Below are 14,933 nucleotides of genomic sequence, written 5' to 3'. Positions count from 1 at the left end.
TCACAGCGGACCTTCAGGACGTTCCGGACTGCTTCACGTTTCGCGCATGAGAAGGCAGGTCATGGTGTTTCCCGCGCAGAGAAGGTCATGGGCGCACCTGCCAGGCTGCCGCCTCGGTCGCGGAATGGCGGATTTTTCAGCCAAGGCAATGGTGTCGATCGCCTGCATTCTCACCTGCTCCACGACAGGGCTGGCGGCCGACGAGCCGGACGGCTCCGGTTGGAACGATATTCTCACCCGCTCGACGCTCACCGGCGACTGGGGAGGCGCAAGGACGGCGCTGGAAAACAAAGGCGTGACGATCACGCTGACCCAGACCAGCGATTTTCTCGCCAACCCTTCGGGCGGCATCCGGCAAGGAAGTGCCTATGACGGATTGTTCCAGCCCGAAATCGACATCGATCTGGAAAAGCTCATCGGCTGGAAGGGGGGCAACGTCCACGTGGCGGCCTATGGCGTCCAGGGGCACGGGTTGTCGCAATACGACATCGGCAACCTGCTGACCGTCACCTCGGTCGAAGCGCCGAACGGCTGGTATCTTGGCGAATTGTGGTTCCAGCAAAGCCTGCTGAGCGATGCGCTGGCGATCAAGGTCGGTCGCATTCTGGCGGACCAGAATTTCGTGATCAGCGAGACGGCCGGCGTGTTCGTGAACTCCACCTTCGGCTTTCCGGGCAGCTTTGCGGTCGACCTTCCCGGTGGAGGGCCGGCCTATCCAAATGCGGTTCCCGGCGCGCAGCTCATCGTCAAGCCTGACAGCGCCTGGACCATCCAGACGGCGATATTCGAGGGCTCTCCCGATGGAAGTACCTTTTCCGCCGACGGCGTGCTCGCCATCGCGGAACTCGCCCATGCTTTCACGCCCGGCAAGAACGACCACCGACTTGCGGGCACCTACAAGATCGGCGCCTGGTACAATTCGGAACGCTTTGACGATCTGGCGATCGCAAGCAACGGCGCATCGCTCGCCAGCCCGCTCTCATCGGGAACGCCGAGGAACGAGACGGGAAACTATGCCTTCTATGTCGTGGTCGACCAGTCGCTCTGGAGCGAGCCGGGCGCGGCCGGCCAGGGGCTCTCGGGATTTGCGCGCGCGACCTTCACGCCATTGTCGGACCGCAACCAGATCAACTGGTACGTGGATGCCGGTCTGGCCTATACGGGACTATTCCCCGGCCGCGACAGCGACATTTTCGGCGTCGGCTTCGCCTATGCTCATATGAGCGGTGGCGCCTCCGACCTCGCGCGGGCAACCAACGCCTATTCCGGCGTAGTGGGGCCCGTGCCGGACTATGAGGCGGTGCTGGAGATTACCTATCAGGCGGCGGTCACGCCCTGGCTGTCGGTGCAACCCTTCTTCCAGTACGTTTTCCACCCCGGCGGCAATGCGCCCGATCCCGACGATCCGAGCGCGGCCATCAGGGACGCCAGCGTCATCGGCCTGCGGATGGCCGTCACGCTGTAGTGCGCGTGAATGGAAAGGCCCGACGGCACGCTGCGCGAAGCGGGACCGTCCCGGCGACGGCATTGCCCCTGGCCTTCACGGGCGTTGCCCCCGCTCCTGACCAAGGAGAGGCTCTCCCGCGGAATGAACGGCTCGAACGGCTCGGTCCCCGCCATCGCGAGCTCAGGAAAAGGGCTGGACGATCCGCGCTCCGCCGACCTCATGCACCGACATGTCGACGCCGTAGATCATCCTGAGCGTCGATGGCACGACAATGTCCTTCGGCGATCCCATGGCGACGAGGCGGCCGGCATTCATCGCCACGATCCGGTCGCCATAGAACGAGGCGCAGTTCACGTCATGCACCACCATGACGATGCTCTTGCCCAGATCGGTCACCGCGCGGCGGAGCACCTGCATCATGCTGATCGCCTGCCGGGGATCCAGATTGTTCAGTGGCTCGTCGAGGAGCAGATAGGGCGTATCCTGTGCCAGCACCATGGCGAGGAAGGCTCTCTGGCGCTGGCCTCCGGACAATTCGAACAGCCGCCGTCCGGCGAGCGCGGCGATGTTGGCACGGTGCAGCGCATCGGCGATCTGTCGACGGTCCTCCGCGGCCAGCCGGCCCCGGCTGTGCGGGTAGCGGCCGAAGCCCACCAGTTCCTCGACGGTGAGCTGGGGCAGGATGTGGTTCTCCTGCCGCAGGATGGCGAGCTTGCGTGCCACCGCATCGGAGGCGGCGCGAAAGACGTCGAGCCCGTCCACCCGCACATGGCCGGCACTCGGCCGCAGCAGGCGGGCGATCAGGCCCAGCAGCGTCGATTTTCCCGCGCCGTTGGGACCGATCAGCATGGTGAGGCTGCGGTCGGGAATCTGCAGCGAGACATCGTCCAGCACCCGCACGCCGTCACGGTCCATGCTCAGCCCTTCGATCTCGATCATTCGCGCTGGCTCCGCATGAGCAAAAGCAGGAACACCCCGCCGCCGACGAAATCGATGACCACGCCGAGCGGTATGTCGAGGCCGACGACCCGCTCCATCAGGGTCTGGCCGCCGATGAGCACGGTCACCGCGATCAGCGCGGCGGCGGGCAACGTATCGCGGTGCCGTTCGCTGGCCAGCAGGCGATAGGCGAGATTGCTGACGAGGATGCCGAGGAACAACACCGGCCCCACCAGCGCCGTCGAGACGCAGACGAGGATGGCGGCCAGCGCGACGGTCCGGCGCTGGATGCGATCATGGTCGAGGCCGACGCCGATCGCCACGTCGCGGCCCAGAGCCAGCACGTCGAGCGCCGGGGCGAGCCGCCACACCAGTGGCAGCACCGCGAGCAGCGCCGCGCCGGCGACCGGCAGCAGCGTGACCTCAATGGTGTTGAAGCGCGCGAAGACGAGCCCCTGCAACACCGCGAACTCGTTCGGATCGAGCACGCGCTGCATGAAGCCGGTCAGGCTGCGGCAGAACAGGCCGAACACCACGCCGCTCAGCAGCAGCAGATGCAGGTCGCCCCGGGTCCGTGCGATCAGCCCGTGGAACAGCGCCCCCGTCACCACGAGCATCAGCAGCACATGCAGCAGGAACCGCAGCTGCGGGTCGATCCCGGCCAGCCCATGGGCACCGAACGCGAACACGATCGCGGTCTGCAGCGCCACATAGAGGGCGTCGAAGCCCATCACGGAGGGCGTCAGCAGACGGTTGCGTGTGACAGTCTGGAACAGGACGGTGGAGACCGCGATCGCAACGCCCACCAGTACCATTCCCGCCAGCTTTCCTCCCCGCAGCGACAGCACGAAACCCCAGTCGCCCTTCGCCCCCACGGTGAGGAAGGCGACGCCGGCGAGGACGGCGACGAAGGCCAGCGCCAGCAGCCGCCCGCCCGCCCGGAGCGCGCGCGGTTCAACCAAGGCGCACACGCCGCGACAGCAGCATCTGCAGGAACAGTCCGCTGCCGACCACGCCGGCCACCGTGCCGACCGGAATCTCATAGGGAAAGTGGACGAGGCGCCCGGCCATGTCGCAGAGCAGCAGGAAGGCCGCGCCGGCCAGGGCGATCCAGGGCAGCGACCGCCGCAGATTGTCGCCCATGACCAGGCAGACGCCGTTCGCCACCATGAGGCCGAGGAACGGCACCATGCCGACCGTAACGGTACAACTGGCGGTGACCAGCGCGACGACGGCGAGGCCGGCACGCACGGTCGCCCGATGGTCGAGCCCGAGATTGGTGCTGAAATTCTCGCCGAGACCCGCCACGGTGAAGCGATCGGCCGCGGCATAGGCAAGGATCGCGACGCCGCCGGCGAACCACAGCAACTCGTAGCGCCCGCGCAGCACGCCGGAGAAATCCCCGCTCGTCCAGGCGCTCAGCATTTGCACGAGGTCGAATCGATAGGCGAGGAAGGCCGACGACGCCCCGACCACGCCGCCCAGCATCAGCCCGATCAGCGGCACGACGGCATCGTCGCGCCAGGCGATGCGCCCGACGATGCGCAGGAAGATCGCCGTCCCGACGAGGGCGAATCCGGTCGCAACCAGCATCTTGCCCCAGACCGGCAGGCCGGGGGCCAGGATCGCGGCCAGCAGAAGGCCGAGGCCGGCGAAATCCGCCGTCCCGGCGGTCGTCGGCTCGACGAACCGGTTGCGGAACAGCACCTGCATGAGCACGGCGGCGATCCCGAGCGACAGGCCCGCGAGCAGCACGGCCAGGGTACGCGGCAGCCGGCTGGCGAGCAGCAGGCGCAGCGCCGCCGGATCGCCGGCGAGCACCGCCCGCGGCGTGAGCCCGGCGCTTCCGACGAACAGGCTGGCGCTGGCGAGCAGGAGCAGCCCCGCCGCCACGACCGCGAGCGCCGCCGCGCCGCCTGGGCGCCGAGGGCTGGAGGGCGGCATCGGGTGCGGCATCCCTCAATGCGCCGCCGCGAGGGCGTCGGCCAGATCGTTCAGGATGACGGCGAACGACCGGCCGCCACCACCGACCAGATACCAGCGGGCGGGATCGACATAGACGATCCGTCCGCTGCGCGCGGCGTGGGTCGCGCCGACGATCTCATTGTCCAGTACCTGGCGAGCCGAGACGCCGGCATGCCCGACGGCCGCGTCGCGGTCGAGCACGATCAGCCAGTCGGGATCGGTCGCGAGAATGAACTCGAAGGACACCGCCGCGCCATGCGTCGCCGCATCGGCCTGCGCCACCGCCGGCGTGGCGCCGAGTTCGTCATAGAGCCAGCCGAAGCGGGAACCGGGCCCGAAGATGGTCAGCTTGCCGCCATTCACCATCACCATCAGCACCGTGCCGGCCTTCGCCGTCGCCTGTCGCACCCGCGCCGCCGCCCGGTCGATGTCGCCGGCGAGCGCCGCCGCCTCCGGCTCCTTGCCGAAAATTCGGCCCAGCGTGGCGACATTCCCCCGCACGCCGTCGATCATGCCGGTCGGTGGCAGGGTCAGGTCGATCGTCGGCGCGAGGCGCGCGAGTTGCGGATAGACGGCGGCCGAGCGCGCCGCCACGATGACGAGATCGGGCTTTGCCGCGTTCACCGCCTCGAAGTCGGGCTCGAACAGCGAGCCGATCTTCAGGTAGCGCGCCTCGCGGTATTTGCCGAGAATGTCCGGCACGTGCGAGGCCGGCACGCCGGCCACCTCGACGCCGAGCGCATCGAGCGTGTCGAGCACCGCGAGATCAAAGACGAGTGCGGTCTTCGGAAGCGTGGCCACCACGGTTTCGCCCTGCGCGTGCCGCACGCGAATGTCCGCCGCGAACGTCACCGGCGCCGCCGCCGACCAGCCGAGCAGGACGAGCGCGATCGTCCACCGCCGCATCCGCGCCGCGTTGCGTCGCCGTTCTCTCATCGCTCTCTCCAACTCCGATTGCCAAGACCCGCGTCACGGCATTGCGGGCGGCCGCCGCGAGGACGGCTCGCACGGATATCGCGCCGGCTGACGAGCATGTCACAGGGGCAAGCAACGATCATGATGCCAGTCTGAAGTCATTTATGCTCATCTTGGAATGATCAATCGCAATATGACACACATCATTCAAGGCTGACTCTCGGTTTTTTTAACAAGTTCACTCATTATAACAATTACAAACTTGTGCACCTCTCAATGACACGCCGTTTCCGCAAGCGATTTTGCCGTTTCTACGAAGTACGGCTTTGTCGACGCTTATGCCCGTCGCCCCTATACATGGATTAGTCAGTCGAAGGATGGACCGAAAGGCCTCCTTCGCGGTTCTGCAGTCAAAGGCTAAACCATGGTCCGCTCCTTCTCGCTCTTCGCCGGGTCGTCTCTCCTGCTGCGCGCCTCTCTTCTGGGCGCGACCAGCCTGATCGCCATCGGCGCCGCTCAGGCACAGGAAACCGGCAGCGAGATCGTGCTCGACACGGTGCAGGTGCAGGGCTCGAAGGAGCGCGGCGACGGACCGGTGGATGGCTACGTGGCCCAGCAGAGCACTGCCGGCACCAAGACGGACACGCCGATCGCCGATACGCCGGTGTCGATCTCGGTCGTGCCCCGCCAGCAGATAGAGGACCAGCAGGCGGAATCGGTGGCGGAAGCGCTGCGCTACTCGCCCGGCGTCTTCAGCGAATATCGCGGCGCCTCCAATCTGCGCGACGAGATCTTCGTACGCGGCTTCTATTACGTCCCGAAATATCTCGACGGCCTCTTCTTCGGCGGTGACCTCGAATATTCCAAGATGTACCCTTATTTGCTGGAGCGGGTCGAACTGATATCCGGCCCGGCCTCGGTGCTCTATGGCCAGCTCAATCCCGGCGGCCTCATCAACATGGTGAGCAAGAAGCCGACCGACGAACCTTTCCATCAGGTCGAGCTGACAGTCGGCACCGGCAACATGTTCCAGGGCTCGTTCGACCTCAGCGACAAGCTGGTAGGGACCGATGACTGGCGCTACCGCATCGTCGGCACCGGGCTGACCACCGATCTGCAGGAGGATTACGCCGAGCAGCAGGGCTTCGCCATCGCACCGTCGCTGACCTGGACGCCGGACGCGCAGACGACGCTCACCATTCTCGCCGGCTACCAGTACGAGCCGGAAGCCGGCTTCCGCAACTTCCTCGACGCGGCGGGCACGCTCGAGCCCATCGAGGGCTACGGCTATGTCTCGCGCAACTTCTTCGTGTCCGATCCCGACTGGGAGGACTTCAATCGCGAGCAGGCCTGGATCGGCTACGAGTTCGAGCGGGAGCTGAACAATGTGTTCACCGTACGCCAGAAGGCGCGCTACCTGTGGGTCGACACGCTGCACCATACCCTGACCTGGGGTAGTTCCAGCGTCGATGATGCCGGCGAAGCCTGGGTCAGCCGCAACGCCAGCGGCGGCACCGAGACCTGGGGCATTTTCACCATCGACAACCAGGTGCAGGCCAACTTCAACACCGGTGCCGCCGAGCACACCGTCCTCGCCGGGCTCGACTACCGCAACCGCTCGCGCGACTACTGGTGGGGCTACAATTTCGACATCCCCGACATCAGCCTGAACAACCCGGTCTATGGGTCGAACTACGACTATGCCGGCATCGTGCTCGACGTCGACAGCGACGAGACGCTCTCGGCCTGGCAGACCGGCGTCTATCTGCAGGACCAGATCACCATCGGGCGGCTGCATCTGCTGGCCGGCATCCGCTACGACTGGGCGGACACCACCATCGACGACAATCTGGCCGGCACCAGCACCGCCTATGACGACCAGGCCTTCACCTACCGGCTCGGCGCGCTCTATGCCTTCGACAACGGCATCGCCCCCTATGTGAGCTATTCGACGTCCTTCGAGCCGGCGCTCTACACGCCGCTCGCCGGGGAGAATCCCTTCGACCCCACCACCGCCGAGCAGTTCGAGGTCGGCGTCAAATACGCGCCGACCGACCGCATCCTGCTGACCGCCGCCTATTACGACATCACGCAGAACAACGTGGTGGAAGGCGTGTGGAACAGCACGCTGGCGCAGACGGTCTATTCCCAGATCGGCGAGGTGCACAATCGAGGCTTCGAACTGTCCGCGCGGGCCGAGATCGTCGACAACTGGAACGTCGTGGCGTCCTACTCCTATGTCGACTCGGTCATCGAGGACTCCAAGACCGCCTCGCAGGTCGGCAACACGCCGGCCCGCATTCCCCAGCACCAGGCGGGCCTGTGGAGCACCTACAGCTTCAACACCGGCAAGCTGAACGGGCTGACCATCGGCGGCGGCGTCCGCTATATCGGCGAGAGCTGGGGCAACAGCGGCAATACCTTCACCGTGCCCTCGGCCACCCTCTACGATGCCATGCTGCGCTATGATCTCGCGGTGCTGAGTCCGAAGCTCAAGGGCGTGGAGGTGCAGGTGAACGCCAAGAATCTCGCCGACGAGACCTATGTCGCCTCCTGCGCCAGCGCCTATGCCTGCTTCTATGGCGAGGGCCGTACCGTCACCGGCACGCTGAGGTATACATGGTAGGCCGGGCCCGGCTGATGGCAGGCTTCTGCCTGACCATCGCGGCCATCTCTGGCGCGCCCGTCGGCGTGCATGGCGAGCCGATCCGGCTGGAGCGGACGGAGCCCGCCGCGAGCCCCGCCCTCGCTGCCGGCGAGGCCGCGTGGTTCGAACGGCCTGCCGCCATCGGCGACTATCTGCGCGGCACCGCGCGCGCGGCGGCCGGGCGCTTCGATCTCGATCTCGTCGCCGCCGACGGCGTGCCTATCCGTCGGCTCGCCACCGACACCGCCGGCCCGGCCGAGTTCCATCTGGTCGCGGAAAGCGAAGGACTTCGGTTCAAGGCGACGGCACGCCAGCCCGGCACCGTGGTCGATCTCGTGATCGGCCGGCAGGTGCCGCGCTCCGGGCAGGTTGCCTCTTCCACCTATCTCAGCCCGCGAATCGCCGCCCTCGCCGCGCATGTTGCCGCTGGCGGCGACACGGGGGAGTTCTGGACCGAGGTCACCCGCCAGGGCACGCCGCTGGTCGAGCCGGCGGGAGCCGGCCGGGCTATCGTCACCTTCCTGGCGCGGGGCGCCGAGCGCAACGTCCGGCTGTTCGGGGCGCCGAGCGGCGACCACGAGGAGCTGGCACGGCTCGGCACGTCCGACACCTGGTTCAGGAGCTTCGACGTTCCCACCTCGACGCGGCTCGCCTATCAGCTGGCCGCGGACGTCCCCGATCTGCCTGGCAGCGCGCGCGAGCGGCGTGTCGCCATATTGGCCACCGCCAAAGCCGATCCGTTCAACCACCATCCATCTCCCACCGATGCCCCGGACGCCTTCAGCCAGGAGTCCCTCCTCGAACTGGCCGACGCACCCCGGCAGCGGGGGCAGGACGGCGTGGCGCCCGACGCCGGAGAATTGAGCCGGCTACGGGTATCAAGCGCCCGGTTGGGCAACGAGCGCGAGGTCACGCTCTACCGTCCCGCATCGCTCGCCGCCGGCGCGGCCGACACCCGGCTGCTGTTCGTCTTCGACGGCGAAGCCTATCTCTCCCGCGTTGACACGCCCGCCATCCTCGACCGACTGATCGCCCGGGGCGAACTTCCGCCGGTGATCGCGGTATTCGTTCCCGCACTCGACCGCGAGACGCGCACGCGCGAACTGCCCGGCAACGACGCCTTCGCCGACTTCATGGCGCTGGAGCTGCTCCCGCTCGTGCAACGGGAGATCGGTTTCGCGATCCCGGCGGAGCGCACCATCCTTGCCGGATCGAGCTATGGCGGCCTCGCCGCCGCCACGGTGGCGCTGCGCCATCCCGAGGCCTTCGGCAATGCGATTTGCCTCTCCGGCTCCTTCTGGTGGCATCCCGACCCTGGCTCGGACGGACGCGCCGAGTATCTCGCCGGCGAGATCGCGTCCTCCCCGCGCCGGGATGTCCGCTTCTTCCTGACGGCCGGATTGTTCGAGACCGGCCGGATCGGCAGCGCCGGCATCCTCGAGACCTCGCGGCATCTGCGCGACGTCCTGACGGCGAAGGACTACCATGTCGGCTATCGCGAATATGCCGGCGGCCATGACTATCTGATCTGGCGTGGCGCTCTTGCCGACGCGCTGCTCGCTCTCACCCGCTGAGCGCCAGTTTCCGTTTGAAGAATGCGACCTATAATTCACATCACAGAAAGTAAATTCGGCCATCTATAACAATTATATTCATAATTTCAAAAATAAAACATTATCGAAATAACAAATACGTACGTTCTCTCAAAGAAATTTGCTGCTTCTTCGGATGTCCGGCGGCGGCTCGACATGGGTACATTGCCTCCCGTGAGGCGCCTTTTCGAGCCTATCGTCCAACCCGGGGCTCGAAGCCCCTTCGCGCGCCCCGGAAACAGCGGCACGCGAAGGGAGCGCGCGCAATGCCGTCGCACGATAGAAGCAGTGGTGATCCCATGCCCGGAACCGGCCTTGGCCACGTCGCAGTCCGCCTTATACGGCGGCCCCTCGCTCCCGGCCGCGAAGCCCTCTGCCGGTCTCCGGTCCTGGCGGGGCCGGTCCCGGGGCGGCATCCGGGGAGCGCCAGGCCGTGAGCGCCCGCCTCTTCGTGGACATCTCCCTGCTGCGCCGCAACGCGCATTTCCGCAATCTGCTGATCGCGCGCACCATCTCGCTGATGAGCCTCGGCATGCTCACGGTGAGCGTGCCGGTGCAGGTCTACGAGATGACCGGATCGAGCGTGCAGGTCGGCCTCGTGGCGGCGCTCGACGGCCTCGGCATGTTCCTCGGCCTGCTGCTGGGAGGCGTGCTCTCCGACCTTCATGACCGCCGCCGGCTGATCCTGTTCGCCCGCTCCATCTGCGGGATCGGATTTCTCGGGCTCGCCGCCAACAGCCTGCTGGAGACGCCCTCCCTTGTGGCCATCTACGGTCTCGCCTTCTGGGACGGCTTCTTCGGCGCGCTCGGCGTCGCGGCGCTGATGGCGGCCATGCCCTTCATCGCCGGCCGCGAGAACCTGATGCAGGCCGGCGCCCTCGGCATGCTCGCCACGCGCTGCGCCACCATCGTCTCCCCCGCACTCGGCGGCATGGTCATCGCCTTCGCCGGCCTCGGATGGAACTACGGCATCGCCGCGGCGGGTACCCTCGCCACCGTGCTCACCCTGCTGTCGCTGCCGCGCATGGTGCCGGAGCGGCCGGAAGTCACCCATCCGCTCCGCATGATGGGCGAGGCCTTCGGTTTCCTGTTCCGCCATCGCAAGCTGCTCATGGTGTTCGCTATCGGCACGCTGCTCACCTTCACCACCTCCATCCGCATCCTGTTCCCGGCGCTGGTCACGAACACCTTCGGCGGCGGTGCGCTGGAGATCGGCTTCATGTATTCGGCCGTACCGGTGGGAGCGACCCTCGGAGCCCTGCTGAGCGGCTGGGCACGCGGCCTCAACCGGCCGGAACTCACCATGTCCGGCCTGTGCGTGCTGGCTTTTGCCTGCGTCGTCGCGCTGGGCGCGGCGGGACATATAGCGGCGGCGATGCCGGTCCTCGTCGTCTACGGCTATGCCACCGCCATCGCCAACCTGCTGCAATACACCATCATCCAGGACCACACGCCGGACGCCTATCTCGGCCGCATCAACAGCCTGTGGGCGGCGCAGGACGTGGCGGGCGACAGCGTCGGCGCGGTCGGCATCGGCGCCCTGGCGCAGTTGCTGCCAGGGGCCGGCGTCATGCTGCTCGGCGCGGCGGCGCTCGGCCTCGGCGGCCTGTTCACGCTGGGCTTCCACGCCATGGGGCGCGCCGATGTCGAGCCTGCGCTTCCCGCCTCGCGGCCCGTCGCGGAAGAGGGCTGAGGCATCATGGCCGCGTCCCGCCGAACCCGTCTTGCCCTGCGTTCCGCCGGCATCGTGGCCCTCATCGGTCTGGCGGCGGGTGGAGCGATGTTGCTGGCCGATGCCCGGCTGAATGCCGGCACGCCGGCTGAGGCCTTCGAGACCGCCCCCGTCACGCGTGGCGACATCGAGGAGAGCGTGTCGGCGCTCGGCAAGCTGCAACCGCGCGATTATGTCGATGTCGGCGCCCAGGCCTCCGGTCAGCTCCTGCAGCTGCATGTGCGCGAGGGCGACAAGGTCGAGGCGGGCCAGTTGCTGGCAGAGATCGATTCCGCGCTGCAGGAGGCGCAGGTCGAGGCCGGCGAGGCCGAACTGGCGCGGCTTCAGGCCCAGATCCTCGATCTCGAGGCGCGCGCGCGCTTCGCCGCCAGCCGCGAGGAGCGCCAGGCCCGGCTGGTCCGCAACCAGTTCACCAGCACCGAGGAACACGATCGCGCCGCCATGGAGGCCGAGACGGCGGCGGCGCAGCTGAAGATGACGCAGGCGCAGATCCGTCAGGTGAGCGCCACGCTGCGCTCGAACCGCACGCAGCTGGACTATACCCGCGTCTACGCCCCGATGGCCGGCACCGTCGTCTCGGTGGAGGCCCGCCAGGGCCAGACGCTGGTGGCGACCTACCAGACCCCGCAATTGCTGCGCATCGCCGATCTGTCGGTGATGACGGTCTGGACGCAGGTCGCCGAGGCCGACGTGCCGAAGCTGAAGCTCGGCATGCCCGTGTGGTTCACCACTCTCGGCCACCCCGAGCGCCGCTGGGAAAGCCGGGTACGGCAGATCCTGCCGGGGCCGAGCACCAGCGGCAGCGCCGGCGCCGGCGCCAGCAGCGGCACGACGGCAAATAGCGGCGTCGTCTTCTACACGGCGCTGTTCGACGTCCCCAATCCGGAAGGCGAGCTGCGCCCGCAGATGAGCGCCCAGACCTTCTTCGTCACCGCCGGTGCGCGCGGCGTGCTCGTCGTGCCGATGGTCGCCCTCGCGCCGGTCGAGGGCGAGGCCGACGTCTTCACCGCCCGCGTGCCGGGCGCGGACGGCAGGCCGGAGACCCGCCGCCTGCGCGTCGGCGTGCGCACCCGCTTCAAGGCCGAGGTGCTCGAAGGGCTGAAGGAGGGTGAGCACGTCATCGTCGGCGAGCGCAACGAGGAGGTGCGGACCGCCATCCGCTTCACGCAATGACAGCCGGTTCCGACGTCCCCCTCATCGCGCTTCGCGGCGTGCGCCGCGCCTTCACCCGCGGCAGCGTCACCACTGAGGTGCTGTGCGGCGTCGATCTCATCATCAATCGCGGTGAATTCGTCGCCATCGTCGGCGCCTCCGGCTCGGGCAAGTCGACGCTGATGAACATCATCGGCCTGCTCGACCGGCCGACCTCCGGCAGCTACCGCTTTGACGGCCGCGAGGCGGGAGCGTTCGGTCGCAACGAGCAGGCCCGGCTGCGGCGCGAGGTGTTCGGCTTCATCTTCCAGCGCTATCTGCTGCTGCCGGGCGTCGACGCCTGCGCCAATGCGGAGCTGCCGGCGGTCTATGCCGGCATCCCCGCCGGGACGCGCCGGCAGCGCTCGACCGCGCTGCTCGACCGCCTCGGATTAGCGGATCGGCTGGACCATACACCGGACCAGCTTTCCGGCGGGCAGCAGCAGCGCGTCTCCATCGCCCGCGCGCTGATGAACGGGGGTGCCGTCATCCTCGCCGACGAGCCGACCGGCGCGCTCGACAGCGCCTCGGGTGCGGCGGTGATGACGCTGCTCGGCGAGCTCGCCGACGAGGGACACACCGTCATCCTGGTGACCCACGACGCGCAGGCCGCGCGCGCCGCCCGGCGGGTGGTGGAGATCCGCGACGGCCTCGTGGTGTCGGACAGTGGCGAGACGATCCCCGCCGTGCTTGAGCGGAGCGGGGAGCAGCGGCCGAAGCGGCACGCGCCCGGCCTGTTCGCGCTCACCGAGGCGCTGCGCTCCGCCTTCGCGGCGCTGGCGGGCAACCCGTTCCGCACGGCGCTGACCCTGCTCGGCATCGTCATCGGCACCGCCGCGGTGGTGGCGATGCTCGCCATCGGCGAGGGCACGCGGCGGGACGTGATGGCGCGCGCGGCAGCGACCGGCACCGACTGGATCGTCGTCATGCCCGACAACGACAATCCGACCCTGCCCGGCGGGCGCCTGACGCTCGCCGACGCAGAGGCGCTGGCCACGCTGCCCAATGTGAAAGCCGTGACGCCGGGCCGCTGGACCACCGTGACCCTGACCGCCGGCTCGACCAGCCTGCGTTCGGAGGCCTTCGGCACCTCCACCGCCTATCCCGAGACCTTCCAGTGGGGCACGCGCTGGGGCGGCTTCTTCACCCCGGCGGACGAGCGCGCCGGCGCCCCGGTCATCGTGCTGGGCACGGCGGTGGCCGCCCGGCTGTTCCCGGACGAGGAGGACCCGTCCGGGCGCTACGTGCTCGCCAACAACATCCCCTTCCTGGTCACCGGCGTCTTGGTCCCGAAGGGGCCCGACGAGCGCGGCACCGACCGCGACGACCGGGTCGTGGTGCCGCTGCTCACCGCCGCGAGCCGCCTGATCGGCAGCACGGATCTCGGCGGCATCCAGCTCACCGTCGCCGACACCGCGCGGCTGGAGGAGACCAAGCAGCTGGTGCGCGAGACGCTGCGCGAGCGCCACCGCATGGAAGATTTCTTCATCAACGACATGGCGGCCCGCATCGCGGCGGTGGCCGAGACCCAGTCGGCGATGGCCGGCCTGCTCGCCATGATCGCCGGCATCTCGCTGCTGGTCGGCGGCATCGGCGTGATGAACATCATGCTGATGAACGTCACCGAGCGCACGCGCGAGATCGGCATCCGCATCGCGGTCGGCGCCTCGGCCGCGGACATCCTGCGCCAATTCCTGCTCGAAGCCCTCGTGCTGGCGGGTGGCGGTGGAATCGTCGGCGTCGCGCTCGGCCTTGCCATCGGTGTCGGCGCGTCCTTCGTGCTCGGCCTCTCGGTGGTGTTCCAGCTTACCGCCATCGTGCTCGCCCTCGTCGCGGCGATGAGCACCGGCGTGCTGTTCGGCTACATGCCCGCCCGCCGCGCGGCGCGGCTCAATCCGGTGGAGGCGCTGGCGCGCGAGTAGATGCGCTCATGCCGCTCGCCAAACACCCTTATGGAGGTATCGATGACTGCTGCATCCCAGCCTGCCCATCTGCCACCGGCGTCGAAGGACGCCCTGCGCGTCCAGCTGATGCGCTTCCTCGACGAGGAACCGGAGGACGACGACAACCTGATGGATTACGGCCTCAACTCCATCACCGCCATGCAGCTGGTGACGGAATGGAAGGCGGCGGCCATCGATGTGAGCTTCGTCGAGTTCGCCCGCTGCCTCACCCTCGGCACGCTCTGGGCCCTGCTGGAAAGCAAGGGCGCCGGCCGCTCCTGACTTTATCCGTACCGAACCGAAGGCTCCGTCATGGACGACCATCATCTGAACCCCTTCGACGACGAGCGTCACCTCTTCCTGGCGCTCGTCAATGCGGACGGCCAGTACAGCCTGTGGCCGTCCTTCCGCGACGTGCCGGAAGGCTGGCGCTCCGTCCACGGCCCAGACGACCGCGCCTCCTGCCTGCAGCTGATCGAACGGGAGTGGCAGGACATCAGCCCCGCCGCCCGCCGGATATCGGCCTAGCCCCACCGACCTGACCGCGGCGGCGCGACCGCCT

General features: G+C 67.9%; 12 protein-coding genes. 8 read left to right on the top strand and 4 right to left on the bottom strand.

The window, feature by feature from the left end; all coding sequences use genetic code 11:
- The first annotated feature begins 61 nt into the window (after nt 1-61).
- Nucleotides 62-1,465: a carbohydrate porin gene (locus LGR54_RS13505; protein WP_230362470.1), complete on the top strand. Its 1,404-nt coding sequence runs from the start codon at nt 62-64 to the stop codon at nt 1,463-1,465.
- Between the two features lie 162 nt (nt 1,466-1,627).
- On the opposite strand, the gene LGR54_RS13500 is transcribed toward LGR54_RS13505, so the two are convergent.
- The 4 genes from LGR54_RS13500 to LGR54_RS13485 are packed head-to-tail and all read right to left on the bottom strand — an operon-like array spanning nt 1,628 to nt 5,287.
- The gene (locus LGR54_RS13500; protein ID WP_214006625.1) at nt 1,628-2,386 is read right to left on the bottom strand and encodes an ABC transporter ATP-binding protein; all 759 of its coding nucleotides are present in this window, start codon (nt 2,384-2,386) and stop codon (nt 1,628-1,630) included.
- Nucleotides 2,383-3,348, bottom strand: coding sequence for an iron chelate uptake ABC transporter family permease subunit (locus LGR54_RS13495; RefSeq protein ID WP_230362469.1), 966 nt, complete (start codon nt 3,346-3,348; stop codon nt 2,383-2,385). The genes LGR54_RS13500 and LGR54_RS13495 overlap by 4 nt, the downstream gene beginning before the upstream one ends.
- Nucleotides 3,341-4,330 (bottom strand): ABC transporter permease, encoded by a 990-nt coding sequence (locus tag LGR54_RS13490; protein ID WP_230362468.1) that lies wholly within the window; start codon nt 4,328-4,330, stop codon nt 3,341-3,343. Before LGR54_RS13490 ends, LGR54_RS13495 begins: the two co-directional genes overlap by 8 nt.
- A gap of 15 nt (nt 4,331-4,345) precedes the next feature.
- Nucleotides 4,346-5,287 (bottom strand): siderophore ABC transporter substrate-binding protein, encoded by a 942-nt coding sequence (locus tag LGR54_RS13485; RefSeq protein ID WP_230362467.1) that lies wholly within the window; start codon nt 5,285-5,287, stop codon nt 4,346-4,348.
- Nucleotides 5,288-5,690: 403 nt separating this feature from the next.
- Here LGR54_RS13485 and LGR54_RS13480 point away from each other — a divergent pair, with 403 nt between their 5' ends.
- The 7 genes from LGR54_RS13480 (at nt 5,691) to LGR54_RS13450 (ending at nt 14,899) form a co-directional block, all read left to right on the top strand.
- Nucleotides 5,691-7,892, top strand: coding sequence for a TonB-dependent siderophore receptor (locus tag LGR54_RS13480; RefSeq protein WP_230362466.1), 2,202 nt, complete (start codon nt 5,691-5,693; stop codon nt 7,890-7,892).
- A complete protein-coding gene (locus LGR54_RS13475) occupies nt 7,886-9,487 on the top strand; it encodes an alpha/beta hydrolase-fold protein (RefSeq protein ID WP_230362465.1) in 1,602 nt (533 codons plus the stop codon). Before LGR54_RS13480 ends, LGR54_RS13475 begins: the two co-directional genes overlap by 7 nt.
- Nucleotides 9,488-9,938: 451 nt before the next feature.
- Entirely contained in the window at nt 9,939-11,198 is a 1,260-nt protein-coding gene (gene entS, locus LGR54_RS13470; protein ID WP_230362464.1) for an enterobactin transporter EntS, read from the top strand.
- Nucleotides 11,199-11,204: 6 nt separating this feature from the next.
- Complete coding sequence (locus tag LGR54_RS13465; protein WP_230362463.1) at nt 11,205-12,410, top strand: efflux RND transporter periplasmic adaptor subunit; 1,206 nt, start codon at nt 11,205-11,207, stop codon at nt 12,408-12,410.
- Nucleotides 12,407-14,350, top strand: a complete 1,944-nt coding sequence (locus tag LGR54_RS13460) for an ABC transporter permease (protein WP_230362462.1) — start codon at nt 12,407-12,409, stop codon at nt 14,348-14,350. The genes LGR54_RS13465 and LGR54_RS13460 overlap by 4 nt, the downstream gene beginning before the upstream one ends.
- 42 nt (nt 14,351-14,392) lie before the next feature.
- Complete coding sequence (locus LGR54_RS13455) at nt 14,393-14,653, top strand: phosphopantetheine-binding protein (RefSeq protein WP_214006616.1); 261 nt, start codon at nt 14,393-14,395, stop codon at nt 14,651-14,653.
- A gap of 30 nt (nt 14,654-14,683) precedes the next feature.
- Complete coding sequence (locus LGR54_RS13450; protein ID WP_230362461.1) at nt 14,684-14,899, top strand: MbtH family protein; 216 nt, start codon at nt 14,684-14,686, stop codon at nt 14,897-14,899.
- The last annotated feature ends 34 nt before the right edge of the window (nt 14,900-14,933 follow it).

Origin of the sequence: Ancylobacter sp. Lp-2, from assembly GCF_020523795.1 — a bacterium.
In the GTDB taxonomy this organism is placed as follows: domain Bacteria; phylum Pseudomonadota; class Alphaproteobacteria; order Rhizobiales; family Xanthobacteraceae; genus Ancylobacter.
The sequence above is the reverse complement of the archived record's forward strand: the minus strand, read 5'-3'. Positions and strand labels throughout refer to the sequence as shown.